The organism is Cytobacillus massiliigabonensis, assembly GCF_900199725.1.
Lineage (GTDB): Bacteria > Bacillota > Bacilli > Bacillales > Cytobacillaceae > Cytobacillus > Cytobacillus massiliigabonensis.
Genome location: NZ_LT904904.1, coordinates 1,760,471 through 1,775,157 on the forward strand (window position 1 = coordinate 1,760,471; position 14,687 = coordinate 1,775,157).

Here is a 14,687-nt window from a genome sequence, read left to right on the forward strand (position 1 = left end):
TTACAAGGAGGGGGAAAATGGAACCATCGATTAAAATGCTTGATGAAAGAACAGATCAAGCAACAAGAAAGATGCTTCAAAAGGTAGTTGAAAGGAAAATGAAGTTTGATAATTTTAAGCGCCGGCATTTATATGTGATGTGGACAACTATATTTATAACCTTCTTCTACATGCTTTATATTAATCAGACAGTAATCGAACCCTACTCCTACTCCTTTGCTGCGATGTTTTCTGCTTATGTAAATAATACTGCTAATCTATATTTAATTGTTTTCACAGTTGGTTTGTATGGATTAATGAATTTATTAAAGGCAAAAAGAGAAAAAGCGGAAAAAGAATTCCATGCCTTAAGATGTGAAATTATTGATAAAAGCAAGGATCTTTGGAAGAAGGAAGAAGAATGGAAAAATAGGCATCTTGTTTTTGAAATGATGAAAGCAAATTATGATATTAATCTTTATCATGAAAATAAATAGACTAGAAAAGAAGCATGAAGACTGCTTCTTTTCTAGTCTATTAATAAATTTTCTTTTTTCCCCGCTCATCTTTCAGGATTTCAACAGCCTCTCTAAAGCGCTGGGAATGTATTATTTCACGTTCTCGTAAAAATCGTAAGCCATCATTTAAATCTGGGTCATCACTCATATTGATTATCCATTGATAAGTGGCTCTAGCCTTTTCTTCCGCAGCAATATCCTCGTATAAATCTGCGATTGGGTCTCCTTTTGCCTGAATATACGTGGCGGTCCAAGGCACACCAGCTGCATTATGATAAAAGAGTGCCTTATCATGGTCAGCATAATGAGCACCAAGCCCTGCAGCCTTTAATTGTTCTGGAGTAGCATCTTTTGTTAGCTTATAGACCATTGTTGCGATCATTTCTAAATGGGCAAATTCCTCAGTCCCAATATCTGTGAGAAGTCCAATTACCTTATCTGGAATCGTATAGCGCTGATTTAAGTACCTTAATGCGGCTGCTAACTCTCCATCTGCCCCGCCATATTGTTCAATTAAAAATTTTGCAAGCATCGGGTTGCAAGTACTAACTCGAACAGGATACTGTAATTTCTTTTCATAGACCCACATAGGACCCCTCCTTCGTCCTTTCTATTAATAGCATTCTATTTTCCTGAATTTTTCCACCTGTCCTTAAACTTGCCAAGGCCAAGGGGAATCGTCCCAATTCCATGGGGTACCTGAATGGCTATGACCGAAGTGCATAAGTGGACCGTACCTGCTTTCATACGCCTTCCTTAACTTTTTTCTCTCACTGACATAATGATTAAATTGCTTTATTGCCTCTTCATCTCCATTATGGGTGTCAAGGTATAGATTAAGTTCAACTAATACGAAGTCAACTGCCTGAAGCTGTTCTAAAAGCTGATAGTATTCTGCTGGCAGCTGTTTTTGTTTCATGAATGTCCCTCCTTTACCTTCTCGTATGGACTGAAATATGGGTCATAGAATGGCTTCCATAATGTTCCTGCTCTAAGTGCCTCCATGGGAGTGAATTGGGGAAGATTAGGAGGCTGAAACCCCATATAAAGATTGGGAGGAGTGGAGTAGGTCTTTACTTTAATGGGTGGACAAGGATCGAAGGGGCTAATATATGGGTAGTAAGCTTTAGTAGTTGTAAACATGAAATCCCTCCTTTTTAAGTATGTCATTCAATCTTATGAATAAAATTTTGCTTTCATGTTTAATTTTAAAAAGGGTTTTACTGATTCGTGTGGAATAATAAATTTGTAGCTGTAAATAATACTTTGAGGTGATAAATATGTTTGTAAAAAGTGTCATGATTCCAAAATTTAAGAGCTATACGATTGATCACAACAAAACGGTTAAAGAGGCCCTTGATAAATTAGAAGAACATCAAATTGATGGATTGCCAGTTTTAGATGGGGAGTCCTATGTTGGGATTGTTACACGATATGGAATTTATGAAAATTTCTTTACAGCTGAACAAACGAAAGAAGATTATTTACAGAATACACAAGTGAAGGAAATTGCCACCCATAAAGAACATTATTTAAGTGGGGATGAAATATTTGAAAATACCCTTATTGATTTGAAAGATTTCCCATTACTTGCAGTGTTGGATGATAATCAAAAGTTTTTAGGGGTTGTGACACGTTATGACGTCCTTGAACAATTTCAATCTGCCTTTGGAATGAATAAACCAGGCATTCGTATTGCTTTTACCTCTTCTGAAACAGAGGGAAGAATTGCACGTTTGGCAGATATTGCTCAAGCATACCACGAACAAATTATTTCACTCGTTACTTTTGATGAAACAGATCGGCTGATCAGAAGAATCGTTATGAAAATTGAGAAGAAGGATAATGTAGAGAAATTTATTGAAAAGCTTGAAGCTTCAGGTTTCCGGGTCCTTAGTGTAAAGGAAAACTAGCTTTTAAGAGAAAATAATGAGCAGCCCCTCTCATACATTTAATATGTGAGGGGATTTTTTTTTCGTGTATGTGGTATGATTTCTTAAGATTGAAAAAAGCTAGGTATGTCTTGCAGGAGGAAATATGGAATATTTGTTTACAATAGCATTTATCTTATTAATAGGACTAATTAGTTATATGGTAAAGGAGGCTTTTGCAAACCGTGTCATTTATAATGAAATTACATTTTCGGATTTTCCCGAAACGTTTGGCGAGGTAAAGTTGTTTTTTATTTCTGATATACATAAAAGAGTTATTTCTGATCAAATTATTCAAGAAGTTAAGCGCTCGAAATCAGATATTGTAATAATTGGCGGTGATTTAGTAGAAAAGGGCGTTCCTTTTGAAAGAGTAAAAGAAAATCTCCTCAAATTGAAAACGCTTGGTGATGTTCTATTTGTATGGGGAAATAATGATTACGAGGTAGATTATCGATATTTGGATGCATTGTTGCTCGATTGCGGTGTGAAAATTCTCGATAATACAGCTGCTTTTTTTGAATCAGCAGAAGGTGAACGGCTAATTTTTATGGGAATAGATGATATAAGTTTAAAAAGAGATCGATTGGATCTCGCGTTGGAAGATGCTGGAGTTGATGATGGCTTTAAAATCTTGGTTAGCCATAATCCGCAAATAGTTAGCAGAATAAAAAGTGAACACCAGATTCGTCTTGTTTTAAGCGGACATACCCACGGGGGACAAATTCATATTTTGGGATACAGTCCATATGAAAAAGGAAAGCTAAAGAGAATGAAACAAACGACACTGTTAATTAGTAATGGGTATGGAACAACTGCCCTCCCGCTAAGATTAGGTTCTAAAGCTGAAACGCATCTAATTACTTTGAAACGTGGTTAATATTACTTTTTGCAAGGCTTAATATTGTAAAAAAATATAAGCGCCATTTAGTAATATTAGTGGACGACTCACAAACATTTATTGTTCTCATACACTAAACAAAAGAGTTGGTTCACGGCAGGGGGCATTTGCATGCGCTTAGAACGGTTGAATTATAATAAAATCAAAATTTTTCTTACGTTAGATGATTTATCGGAAAGAGGTTTGACGAAAGAAGATATATGGAAAGATTCTATGAAATGGCATCAGCTATTCCATGAAATGCTTGAGGAAGCAAGTGACGAATTTGGTGTGGAATTTCAAGGGTCTGTAGCAGTTGAAATTTTTTCTATGCAGGCACAAGGAATGATTATGATCGTCACGATGGAAGAAGAGCAGGAGGATAGCTTTGAGGATGGCTTTATCGAAATGCAGGTAATTATAGAGGGCAAGGATATTCTTTTTGAATTTGAGGAATTTGAATATGTGATCCAGTTATCAAAACGTTTAAGCTCAATCAATATGCTGTTCGGTTCACTCTATGCTCTTCACGACAAATATTATTTTCATCTCGTGTTTAATGACCCGACTGAATTAAACAGGCTTATCGCGATCCTTGCTGAATATGGAAATCCATCACTCGTAAGTATTCATACATTGCAGGAATATGGAAAGGAAATTGTTAAGGATCATGCCGTTGAAACAATCATAAAGTATTTTCATTGAATAGGTTAGGGGAGGGGAGCACTCTCCTCCAGTTTGTACGGCAATGACCAAGGCACTTCTGCTTTTAGAGAATTGTCTAGCTCCAGCGCCTATCGCCTATCAAACTTCAGGCCCCCTCCCTACGATAAGTCAACATCGGTTCGCTGTCGCTCACCGTGTTTCCTATATCTCAGTCGCTGCCCTTCCAGTTTGTACGGCGATGACCAAGGCGCTTCCGCTTTTCTAATTTGAGAGCGTTTACATAAAATTATCGAAAAATGCGAAAAAAACCTTTTTTCATCTTGCATAAATTAAACAAAGGTGTATACTATGTCATGAAAGCGGACAACAAATGAAAGAGATTTCTAGGAGGTTTACTGATGGTAGCCAATAATGGTACTGAAACGAATAAAGAAGACAAACTTGACGTATTAAAGTCAACTCAAACTGTCATTCACAAGGCATTGGAAAAGCTAGGATATTCAGATGAAGTGTATGAGCTTTTAAAAGAGCCACTTCGAATGATGACAGTGAAAATTCCAGTCCGGATGGATGATGGAACTGTGAAAGTCTTTACTGGCTACCGGGCCCAGCATAATGATGCAGTTGGACCAACTAAAGGTGGTATTCGTTTCCATCCAGGTGTGACAGAGAAAGAAGTGAAAGCACTTTCTATTTGGATGAGTTTAAAATGTGGAATTGTAGACCTACCTTATGGCGGGGGAAAAGGCGGAATTGTATGTGATCCAAGAAACATGTCATTCCGTGAATTAGAAGCGTTAAGCCGCGGATATGTTCGTGCGATTAGTCAAATTGTTGGCCCGACGAAAGATATTCCAGCACCAGATGTATTTACTAATTCACAAATTATGGCATGGATGATGGATGAATATAGCAGAATGGATGAGTTTAACTCACCAGGGTTTATTACTGGGAAACCGTTAGTACTTGGTGGATCTCATGGCCGTGAATCTGCAACAGCTAAAGGGGTAACAATCTGCATTAATGAAGCAGCTAAAAGAAGAGGAATTGAATTAAAAGGTGCTAGAGTGGTTGTGCAAGGATTTGGGAATGCAGGAAGTTTCTTGTCTAAATTCTTACATGATGCTGGAGCAAAAGTAATTGGTATTTCAGATGCATATGGTGCATTACATGATCCAAACGGTCTGGATATCGATTATTTACTTGACCGTCGCGATAGCTTCGGAACAGTAACGAATTTATTTAATGATACAATTACTAATAAAGAACTTTTAGAATTAGATTGTGATATTTTAGTTCCTGCAGCAATTGAAAATCAAATAACAGATGAAAACGCTCATAATATTAAAGCAAAGATTGTTGTTGAGGCTGCAAATGGCCCAACTACTTTAGAGGCAACACAAATCTTAACTGAGCGCGGAATTCTTTTAGTTCCAGATGTACTAGCTTCTGCGGGTGGAGTAACAGTTTCCTATTTTGAATGGGTTCAAAATAATCAAGGATATTATTGGTCTGAAGAAGAAGTTGAGGAAAAATTAGAAAAGATTTTAGTTAAATCTTTTGAAAATATTTATGAAACAGCTGAATCCCGCAGAGTGGATATGCGTCTAGCCGCTTATATGGTCGGTGTTAGAAAAATGGCTGAAGCATCAAGATTCCGCGGCTGGGTATAAAGTGTATTTGAATATTTAAGAAAAATCCCCTATCCTATTTGATAGGGGATTTTTTTGAAGGCTTAATTTGCAGCAAAACTATTTACGAAGACATGGTTTTGCAATGCAGTACAACAATTAAAGGAGTAAAATAATGAAGAAAGAAGATGCCATTATCGTTGGGGGAGGTCCATGCGGGTTGGCTGCCGCAATTGCATTGCAGGAGATTGGGATAAATCCATTAATCATTGAAAAGGGCAATATCGTTAATGCGATCTATCATTACCCAACACATCAGACTTTTTTTAGTACAAGTGAAAAATTAGAAATTGGGAGCATCCCTTTTATTACAGTTGAATATAAGCCGCGAAGAAATGAGGCATTAACTTATTATCGCGAAGTGGTAAAAAGAAAAAATATTAGGGTGAATGCATACGAAAAGGTTACTGAGATCATAAAGAAGGACCGTAATAATTTTCTGATAGCAACAAATAAACATCACTATGAAGCAAATCATGTGATTATTGCAACAGGTTATTATGATAATCCAAACTTTATGAATATTCCAGGTGAAGATTTACCAAAGGTGTACCATTATTTTAAAGAAGCCCACCCTTATTTTGATAAGGATGTTGTTGTTATAGGCGGCAAGAATTCCAGTGTAGATGCTGCATTAGAGCTTGTTAAGGCAGGGGCAAGGGTTACAGTCATTTATCGTGGAAAGGAGTACTCTCCAAGTATAAAACCGTGGATACTGCCAGAGTTTGATTCACTTGTTCGAAATGGAGTGATTCAAATGGAGTTTCAATCACATGTAAAAGAAATTCTTGTTGATAAAGTGATCTATACGAAGGATGGTCAAGTTATAGAGATTAAAAATGATTTTGTATTTGCAATGACAGGCTATCACCCTGATCATCGTTTTCTGGAAGCAATGGGTGTTCGGATAGATCATGAATCAGGCAGGCCATTGTTTAATAGTGAAACAATGGAAACAAATGTGGAAGGTATTTATATTGCAGGTGTCATAGCAGCGGGGAACAACGCTAATGAGATATTTATTGAAAATGGGCGATTCCATGGAGGGCTCATTGCTCAAGCGATCAAGAATAATAAATAAGTTTAAAAGAAAAGAAATCGGCTGGTTAGGCTGATTTCTTTTCTTTTTAGATATTATACTTGAAAAATCTTTTCAATTTCTTTTATGTTTTGCGTACTCTCCAGTCCAATTAGGAGTTTCAGTCTAGCTTTTTGTCCATTTAAACCATTAGAAAAAATAACCCCTAGATCCTTTAAATGTTTTCCGCCGCCTTCGTATCCATACACATCTTGAGCAATCCCGTTAAAACAGCGGGATACAATAACAATAGGGATATTCTTTTCAATCAGTGCTACAATTCCAGCAACAGTAGCTGGCGGTAAATTCCCCTGACCAAGTGCTTCAATAACAACGCCATGATATTCTAAATCTCTTATCGCATATAAAAGAGTGGAATCCATTCCAGCATGGGCTTTTATTAATGCGACTTTCTTTGATACACCGATTATTGGATAGTATTCATTAATTGTAGGAAGGTGGTGGAATAGAACACCTCTCTTTGTGACAATTCCAATAGGTCCATATTGAGGACTTTGGAACGTTGAAACATTACTTGTATGGGTTTTTGTCACATTTTCTGCTGTATGAATTTCATCATTTAGGACAACTAGAACCCCTTTATTCGTTGCTTCTTCACAGGAAGCAACTCGAATAGATGAAATTAAATTGTATAGCCCATCTGCTCCAATTTCATTGCTTGAGCGCATGGCACCTGTTACAACAATTGGCATAAATGTTTGAATGGTTAAATGAAGAAAATAGGCAGTTTCCTCTAATGTATCTGTTCCGTGTGTAATGACTACACCTGAAATTTCATTTAAAGCTATATATTTATCAATTATTTTTTTTAGCTCGTACATTTCGACTGCCGTGATATGCGGGGAAGGAAGATGAAATGGTTCTTCAATGACAATGTCAGCTAAAGCTAATAATTCATTTGTCTTTTGTGTTAATGGATTATTCTCGGTTGGTTTTACGGCGCCGGTAGAGGCGTCTTCACTCATAGAAATTGTTCCGCCAGTATGGATAACTAGTATCTTTTTCTTCTGCATTTTACATTCCTCCGAAAGTTCCTAATACTTTATAGCAAATGATAATTGTATAGGTAAATGTTAACTCATTTCAAGTTCCTAATGACTGGAGCACTTTTCGCATTTCTAGTTCCAATTATTGAAAAATCATTTTCAATCTTTCCTTATCATGTTACGATTAAAGAAACCAAAATTGAAATGAGGGCAGCTCATGCTTGGAATATTATCTGCGGGGATTGCTCCAGGATTAGCATTATTAAGCTACTTTTATTTGAAAGATCAATATAGCTCTGAGCCCATTTCAATGGTGTTCAAAACCTTTTTTTTCGGCGCGCTTCTCGTTTTTCCAATCGCGTTTATTCAGTATGTACTTGAAACTGAAAACTTGATCCATTCAAGCTTTATAAATGCCTTTCTTTCAGCTAGCATGCTAGAAGAGTTTTTTAAATGGTTTATTCTATTTTATACTGTGTATCAGCATGTAGAGTTTGATGAACCATATGATGGCATTGTCTATGGCGCTTCTGTTTCATTAGGATTTGCTACATTAGAAAATATCTTTTATCTTATTGCCCATGGGGTGGATCATGCTTTAGGAAGAGCGCTATTACCTGTATCCAGTCATGCTTTATTTGGTGTCATCATGGGTTATTATATCGGAAAAGGGAAATTTACAGCAACCAAAAAAATCAAATGGATATTTTTATCTTTATTTTTTCCATTTATTCTACATGGAACGTATGATTTTATTTTAATAACGCAGAAAAATTGGATGTTCATCATGTTTCCATTTATGATTTTCCTTTGGTGGCTAGGTTTAAGGAAAGTTAAAATGGCAAGGGCATTAAATGCAAAACATATAGAAAATCAGCTTCACTATTAAAAAACTCTTCATTTATACATGGAGAGTTTTTTTATTGCACAATTATCGATAGCATCATTGCATAAAAAGTTAGTTACTACAAAACATAGAGATAATGAGATAAAGATTTCCTTTGGAGGTTACAATTCCATGAAAAAGAATTTGTTTATAACGAAAGTCATTCTAATCATTTCTCTTTGTATGCTGTTTGTGCCAATCGGCGGAAATGATAGGAAGGTAACAGCCTTTACAAATCAAGTCATACAACAAGGTGCTGTAGGGGATGATGTGATCGAACTTCAATCCAGGCTGCAATATCTTGGATTTTATAACGGGAAAATTGATGGGGTGTTCGGTTGGGGAACGTATTGGGCTTTAAGGAATTTTCAATATGAATTCGGTTTGGATATTGACGGCATGGCTGGGGAAGATACGAAGAAAAAACTTGTAGATGCGTCAAAATATAATAAGGAATTTGTGAAAGAACAAATAAATAAAGGAAATAAATTTACTCATTATGGTGGAGTGGATTTAGAAAAGCAGAAGAAGCCTTCTGGACAAACGGCTGAGAAGCCAAAGGCTCCTGCAAATAACAATGGCAGCGGGCAGAAAACTGAGCAAAAACCAACAGCCACGAACATACCTAATGGGTTTTCACAAAATGATATCCAATTAATGGCTAATGCTGTTTATGGGGAAGCAAGAGGAGAACCATATACAGGTCAGGTAGCTGTTGCTGCAGTCATATTGAATCGTGTGGATAGTGCATCATTCCCTAATACGGTTTCAGGTGTTATTTTTGAGCCCCGTGCATTTACAGCTGTAGCGGATGGGCAAATATGGCTAACACCAAATGAAACAGCTAAGAAAGCAGTTTTGGATGCTATTAATGGATGGGATCCAACTGGGAATGCGCTATATTATTTTAATCCTGATACTGCGACAAGCGGCTGGATTTGGACGCGTCCGCAAATAAAACAGATCGGCAAACATATTTTTTGTAAATAGAGAGGTGATGAATTTTGTTAAGAGGAATATTAATTGGAGTACTTGCTTTAGGTGTTGCAGGAACGGCTTTTTGGGGCTATCAAGAGCATCGTGAAAAGAATGCAATTTTGATCAATGCAGAGAATAACTATCAGCGGGCATTTCATGATTTAACCTATCAAATAGATGTTTTGCATGACAAAATTGGGACAACTTTAGCAATGAATTCAAGAAATTCTTTATCACCAGCATTGGCAGATGTTTGGAAATTAACATCTGAAGCACACTCTAATGTTGGACTGCTGCCCTTAACATTGATGCCTTTTAATAAGACGGAAGAATTTCTTGCAAACATTGGGGATTTCAGCTATAAAACTGCGGTAAGGGATTTGGATAAGGAGCCGCTTTCTGATAAGGAATACCAATCCTTAAAGAAATTATATTCACAGGCAGGAGAGATTCAACAGGATTTACGGCAAGTACAGCATATGGTTCTAAAAAATAACCTTCGATGGATGGATGTAGAAACGGCACTAGCAACGGACTCTCAGCCAGCTGATAACACAATCATAGATGGGTTTAAAACAGTTGAAAAAACAGTTGAAGGCTATGGAGAAACAGATTTTGGACCTGCATTTGTAAATATGCAGAAAAAAGATGAGAATTTTAAATACCTTGAAGGAAAAGAAATTACGGCAAAAGATGCAGAAAAAATTGCGAAAAGATATGCTGGCTTCGGAAACAAAGTGAATGTACAGGTAACTGAAAATGGCGATGGTTCAAATTACGGCTTTTTCAGTATAACTGTTCAAGACAAAAAAACAAAGAATGAAGCAAGCATGGATATTACCAAAAAAGGCGGCTATCCAATCTGGTTTATTCTTGCTAGGGATGTAAAAAAACAAGCGATCAGTCTGAATGATGCTAGCAAAAAGGCAATTCAATTTTTGAAAGATAATGGATTTGAAAGCTTGGATTTATTTGAAAGTGCCCAATACGATAATGTTGGTGTATTTACATTTGTAACGAATGAAAATGATATAAGAATCTATCCAGATTCAATCAAGATAAAAATTGCCTTGGACAATGGGAAATTACTTGGTCTTTCAGCAGAGGATTATTTGAGAGCCCATCATGTACGTGAGATCCCAAAACCTAGGATAACAAAGGAAGATGCACGTTCAAAAATTAACCCCCAAGTAAAAGTCATGGAAGAAGGCATGGCAATTATGATTAATGATCTTAATCAAGAAGTTCTTTGCTATGAGTTCCTTGGCACATTGGGGGATGATACGTATCGGGTGTTTATTAATGCTGACGATGGAAGTGAAGAACGGGTAGAGAAGCTCAAAAATGCGGAACAAATATTTGATGATGTTGTTTAAAGGAAAAGCCGGCTGGCTTTTCCTTTTAATATGCATGACAAAACTGTTTATACATGTCATAATTAAAGGACTAGATGATCCTTTTGAACAAGAAAGTGTGGTCTGCATGATTAATATTGGTGATGTATTATTATTAGAACCAAGTCATTCTGATAAAGTTGAAAAATATAAATGCAAGATTGTTGAAAAGTCAGAGAGCAAAATCTATATCGATTATCCAATCAATATGGATACAAATAAAACAGTATTTTTGATGGATGGAACGCAATTAAAAGGGACTTTTGTTTCTGAGGATGGTTCCGTGTACTTATTTGAAACAGAAGTTCTTACAAGGGTAAAACAGAAAATTCCTATGATTGTACTATCATATCCAGGTGAAGAACACTTAGTTAGAATTCAGCGAAGACAATTTGTCAGAGTGGAAACAGCTGTCGATGTTGCGATGCATCCTGAACATGCGGAATTTTCACCGATGATATCTATAACAGAGGATATTAGTGCTGGAGGAGCAGCGATCATCTGCCAAAATACATCTGTAATTAAACCAAATATGATAATACATAATTGGTTTGTATTGCCTATGCAAAATGGGGAAATACATTATTTAAAGTTGAAGAGTAAAATTGTTAGGGTGCTTGAGAGGAAGGATTCGAGACCAGTCGTATCTGTCCAATTTGTAGATACTTCTCCTAGCGACCGCCAAATGCTGCTTCGATTTTGTTTTGATAGACAGCTTGCATATAAGAAAAAAGGGTTAGAATAAATAAAAGTAAGGAATAATTTATTCAAAATGATCTCATACTAATCTTAAAGTAAAAAAGCGGAGAGATTGTGATGAAGACATTTGAAAGAATCCTAGTGAAAATTGCCATTATCCAGTGTTTGTTTTTAATTATTACCCAAATATTTTTTCACAAATTAAATGCATTTCCTGAATTAAATCAAATCAGCCAATATGAAGGTGTGACAGATAATAATTTCGTGGAATTGCTTGAAACATTTAAAGGGAAGTAAGTAAGCAGGCAAATTGTCTGCTTACTTTTTATTTTCAAGTAAAGATTAAAAAAGCTCATTTTGTATCATCATATGTTAAAATATAATCAAAAATAGAGCATTATAGGTATTTTAGGAGGCACTATGACGAACAAAATTTCAATTGCAATTGATGGACCAGCAGCGGCTGGAAAAAGTACAGTTGCAAAAATCGTAGCAGAAAAACTTACTTATATTTATATTGATACAGGAGCTATGTACAGGGCATTAACGTATAAAGCAATCTTAAACAATATTAACTTAGAAGATGAAGAAAAGCTGATGAAAATATTAGATGAAACGGTTATAGAGCTGCTTCCTGGAAAGCATGGTCAGTTCATTTATCTAGACGGGAAGGATGTAACGAATGAAATCAGAACATCTGAAGTAACCAATTCTGTATCCATTGTTGCGAAACATAAACTTGTTAGAGAAGAAATGGTTAGAAGACAGCAAAGCTTTGCAGTTAATGGCGGAGTTGTTATGGATGGCAGGGATATCGGTACACATGTACTTCCTAATGCAGAAGTGAAAACATTTCTTCTAGCATCTGTAGAGGAACGAGCTATTCGCAGACATAATGAAAATATTCAAAAAGGGTTTTCCTCTGATTTGGAGAAATTAAAGGAAGAGATTTCTTTAAGAGATAAGCTGGACTCAGAACGCGAAGTGGCCCCATTAAGAAAGGCATCAGATGCTGTTGAAATTGATACAACTGCCTTATCGATTGAACAGGTTGTAGACAAAATTATGAACCTGGCTAATGAAAGGATCGGATAATCGTGACGTTTTACTCTTTTGCAAAATCGGTCGTATACGGAATATTAAAACCTATCTATCGATTTGACGTTATTGGGACAGAACACTTTCCAAAAGAAGGCGGAGTGCTGCTTTGTTCTAACCATATTCACAATTTTGATCCTCCTGTCGTTGGCATCAATGCCCCAAGACCAGTTCATTTCATGGCTAAGGAAGAGCTGTTCAATGTTCCTATTCTTGGAAAGCTTGTCCCGCATTTAAATGCATTTCCAGTAAAAAGAGGAATGAGTGATCGAGAAGCATTAAGAAAAGGACTTGCTATTTTAAAGGATGGTCATGTTCTTGGTCTATTTCCTGAAGGGACACGAAGCAAAACCGGCGAATTAAAAAAAGGCCTGGCAGGTGCTGGCTTTTTTGCCCTTCGAACAGATGCAGCCATTGTCCCTTGTGCAATCATTGGTCCTTACAAGGCTTTTAAAAAATTGAAGGTAGTTTACGGAAAACCGATAGATATGAATAGTCTGCGAGAAAGAAAAGCTTCAGCTGAAGAGACAACGGAAATAATAATGGATGCAATTCGCAAGCTGATTGAAGAACATCGCTAGACCTTCTTGCTTGACAAAAGAAGTCGTTTGTAAGAAGTTAATTAAAAGGCATTTTTTTAAAATAGAATAGGTGTATTTCAGTATGGGTGTGATTTGACCTTAGCATCAAACGAAAAGCACTTTTCGCATTTTAAATTAGGAGGAATACATATGTCAGAAGAGATGAATCAAGTCGATGTGAGAAATTTCGAAGTTGGCGATAAGGTTTCTGGCCTTGTTACGAAAGTGGAAGAGAAGCAAGTCATTGTTGATATTAGTGACAGCAAGCTAGATGGGATTATTCCAATTAGTGAACTATCAAGCCTGCATGTTGAAAAAGCCGGTGATGTTGTTGCAGTTGGCGATCAGTTAGATCTAGAAGTCCTAAAGGTTGAAGAAGAAGCATTAATCTTATCTAAGCGGAAAGTAGATGCGGAAAAATCTTGGCAGGAGCTTGAAGAGAAATTTAATAAAGGCGAGATTTTTGAAGCAGAAATTAAAGATGTTGTAAAAGGCGGACTAGTTGTAGATTTAGGTGTGCGTGGATTTGTACCTGCGTCACTTGTTGAAGCATTTTTTGTTGAAGATTTCTCTGATTATAAAGGCAAAACAATGACATTTAAGATTGTTGAATTAGAAAAAGATAAAAACCGTTTGATCCTTTCTCATCGTGCAGTTGTAGAAGAAGAGAAAGGAAAGCAAAAACATCAAATACTTGATTCGCTTCAAGCCGGTCAAGTCATTGAAGGAACTGTCCAAAGAATCACAGATTTTGGCGCGTTTGTTGACATTGGCGGAATTGACGGACTTGTCCATATTTCACAGCTTTCATATGAGCATGTTGATAAGCCTTCAGAAGTTGTTGAAGAAGGACAAAAAGTTCAAGTGAAAGTGTTAAGCGTTGACCGTGACAATGAGCGAATCTCTTTATCAATTAAAGAGACATTGCCTGGACCTTGGAGCAATATTGCAGAGAAAGCACCAAAAGGAAGTTCACTAAGCGGTGTTGTAAAAAGACTAGTTCCCTACGGTGCGTTTGTCGAATTATTCCCAGGGGTAGAAGGATTAGTTCATATCTCACAAATTTCTCATAAGCATATTGGAACTCCCCATGAAGTATTAAAAGAGGGCCAAGAAGTTCAAGTGAAGGTTATTGATGTGAATGAACAAGATCAGCGATTATCTTTAAGCATTAAAGAACTTCAAGAGAGAGAACAGGAAGATGTAATTGACTATGTGCTTCCAGAAGAATCAAAAGGATTCCAGCTCGGTGAAATGATTGGGGATCAATTAAAGAATTTGAAAAAATAATGGTGATATAT

General features: G+C 36.5%; 18 protein-coding genes. 14 read left to right on the forward strand and 4 right to left on the reverse strand.

Annotated elements, in window-relative coordinates; translation table 11 throughout:
* Nucleotides 1-17: 17 nt before the first annotated feature.
* Nucleotides 18-476 carry a YpbF family protein gene (locus C1726_RS19785; RefSeq protein WP_102274719.1) on the forward strand — a complete coding sequence of 153 codons (459 nt, stop codon included), beginning with the start codon at nt 18-20 and terminating at the stop codon, nt 474-476.
* A gap of 40 nt (nt 477-516) precedes the next feature.
* Here C1726_RS19785 and C1726_RS19790 read toward each other — a convergent pair whose 3' ends face one another.
* The 3 genes from C1726_RS19790 to C1726_RS19800 form a co-directional block, all read right to left on the reverse strand.
* The gene (locus C1726_RS19790; protein ID WP_102274720.1) at nt 517-1,086 is read right to left on the reverse strand and encodes a manganese catalase family protein; all 570 of its coding nucleotides are present in this window, start codon (nt 1,084-1,086) and stop codon (nt 517-519) included.
* Between the two features lie 63 nt (nt 1,087-1,149).
* Nucleotides 1,150-1,416 (reverse strand): spore coat protein CotJB, encoded by a 267-nt coding sequence (locus C1726_RS19795; RefSeq protein ID WP_102274721.1) that lies wholly within the window; start codon nt 1,414-1,416, stop codon nt 1,150-1,152.
* Nucleotides 1,413-1,640 (reverse strand): spore coat associated protein CotJA, encoded by a 228-nt coding sequence (locus C1726_RS19800; RefSeq protein ID WP_102274722.1) that lies wholly within the window; start codon nt 1,638-1,640, stop codon nt 1,413-1,415. Before C1726_RS19800 ends, C1726_RS19795 begins: the two co-directional genes overlap by 4 nt.
* 137 nt (nt 1,641-1,777) lie before the next feature.
* Between C1726_RS19800 and C1726_RS19805 the strand changes: the two genes are divergently transcribed.
* From C1726_RS19805 to C1726_RS19825, 5 genes are all read left to right on the forward strand, one after another.
* Complete coding sequence (locus tag C1726_RS19805; RefSeq protein ID WP_102274723.1) at nt 1,778-2,410, forward strand: CBS domain-containing protein; 633 nt, start codon at nt 1,778-1,780, stop codon at nt 2,408-2,410.
* A gap of 124 nt (nt 2,411-2,534) precedes the next feature.
* Nucleotides 2,535-3,308, forward strand: a complete 774-nt coding sequence (locus tag C1726_RS19810; RefSeq protein WP_102274724.1) for a metallophosphoesterase — start codon at nt 2,535-2,537, stop codon at nt 3,306-3,308.
* Between the two features lie 132 nt (nt 3,309-3,440).
* Nucleotides 3,441-4,013 (forward strand): genetic competence negative regulator, encoded by a 573-nt coding sequence (locus C1726_RS19815; protein ID WP_102274725.1) that lies wholly within the window; start codon nt 3,441-3,443, stop codon nt 4,011-4,013.
* A 359-nt stretch (nt 4,014-4,372) separates the two neighbouring features.
* Nucleotides 4,373-5,647 (forward strand): Glu/Leu/Phe/Val family dehydrogenase, encoded by a 1,275-nt coding sequence (locus tag C1726_RS19820; protein WP_102274726.1) that lies wholly within the window; start codon nt 4,373-4,375, stop codon nt 5,645-5,647.
* Between the two features lie 133 nt (nt 5,648-5,780).
* On the forward strand, nt 5,781-6,746 hold the full coding sequence (locus C1726_RS19825) for a YpdA family putative bacillithiol disulfide reductase (protein WP_102274727.1): 966 nt from the start codon (nt 5,781-5,783) through the stop codon (nt 6,744-6,746).
* A gap of 53 nt (nt 6,747-6,799) precedes the next feature.
* On the opposite strand, the gene C1726_RS19830 is transcribed toward C1726_RS19825, so the two are convergent.
* Nucleotides 6,800-7,777 carry an asparaginase gene (locus C1726_RS19830; RefSeq protein ID WP_102274728.1) on the reverse strand — a complete coding sequence of 326 codons (978 nt, stop codon included), beginning with the start codon at nt 7,775-7,777 and terminating at the stop codon, nt 6,800-6,802.
* Between the two features lie 190 nt (nt 7,778-7,967).
* Between C1726_RS19830 and prsW the strand changes: the two genes are divergently transcribed.
* The 8 genes from prsW (at nt 7,968) to rpsA (ending at nt 14,676) form a co-directional block, all read left to right on the forward strand.
* Nucleotides 7,968-8,639, forward strand: coding sequence for a glutamic-type intramembrane protease PrsW (gene prsW / locus C1726_RS19835; RefSeq protein WP_102274729.1), 672 nt, complete (start codon nt 7,968-7,970; stop codon nt 8,637-8,639).
* A gap of 129 nt (nt 8,640-8,768) precedes the next feature.
* Nucleotides 8,769-9,626 (forward strand): spore cortex-lytic enzyme, encoded by an 858-nt coding sequence (gene sleB, locus C1726_RS19840; RefSeq protein ID WP_102274730.1) that lies wholly within the window; start codon nt 8,769-8,771, stop codon nt 9,624-9,626.
* A 14-nt stretch (nt 9,627-9,640) separates the two neighbouring features.
* Complete coding sequence (gene ypeB, locus C1726_RS19845) at nt 9,641-10,990, forward strand: germination protein YpeB (protein ID WP_102274731.1); 1,350 nt, start codon at nt 9,641-9,643, stop codon at nt 10,988-10,990.
* Entirely contained in the window at nt 10,959-11,753 is a 795-nt protein-coding gene (locus C1726_RS19850) for a flagellar brake protein (protein ID WP_322091007.1), read from the forward strand. Before ypeB ends, C1726_RS19850 begins: the two co-directional genes overlap by 32 nt.
* A 71-nt stretch (nt 11,754-11,824) precedes the next feature.
* Nucleotides 11,825-12,004, forward strand: coding sequence for a YpfB family protein (locus C1726_RS19855; RefSeq protein ID WP_102274732.1), 180 nt, complete (start codon nt 11,825-11,827; stop codon nt 12,002-12,004).
* Nucleotides 12,005-12,127: 123 nt separating this feature from the next.
* Complete coding sequence (gene cmk / locus C1726_RS19860; RefSeq protein ID WP_102274733.1) at nt 12,128-12,802, forward strand: (d)CMP kinase; 675 nt, start codon at nt 12,128-12,130, stop codon at nt 12,800-12,802.
* Between the two features lie 2 nt (nt 12,803-12,804).
* Nucleotides 12,805-13,386 carry a lysophospholipid acyltransferase family protein gene (locus C1726_RS19865; protein WP_102274734.1) on the forward strand — a complete coding sequence of 194 codons (582 nt, stop codon included), beginning with the start codon at nt 12,805-12,807 and terminating at the stop codon, nt 13,384-13,386.
* 150 nt (nt 13,387-13,536) lie between these two features.
* On the forward strand, nt 13,537-14,676 hold the full coding sequence (rpsA, locus tag C1726_RS19870) for a 30S ribosomal protein S1 (protein WP_102274735.1): 1,140 nt from the start codon (nt 13,537-13,539) through the stop codon (nt 14,674-14,676).
* The last annotated feature ends 11 nt before the right edge of the window (nt 14,677-14,687 follow it).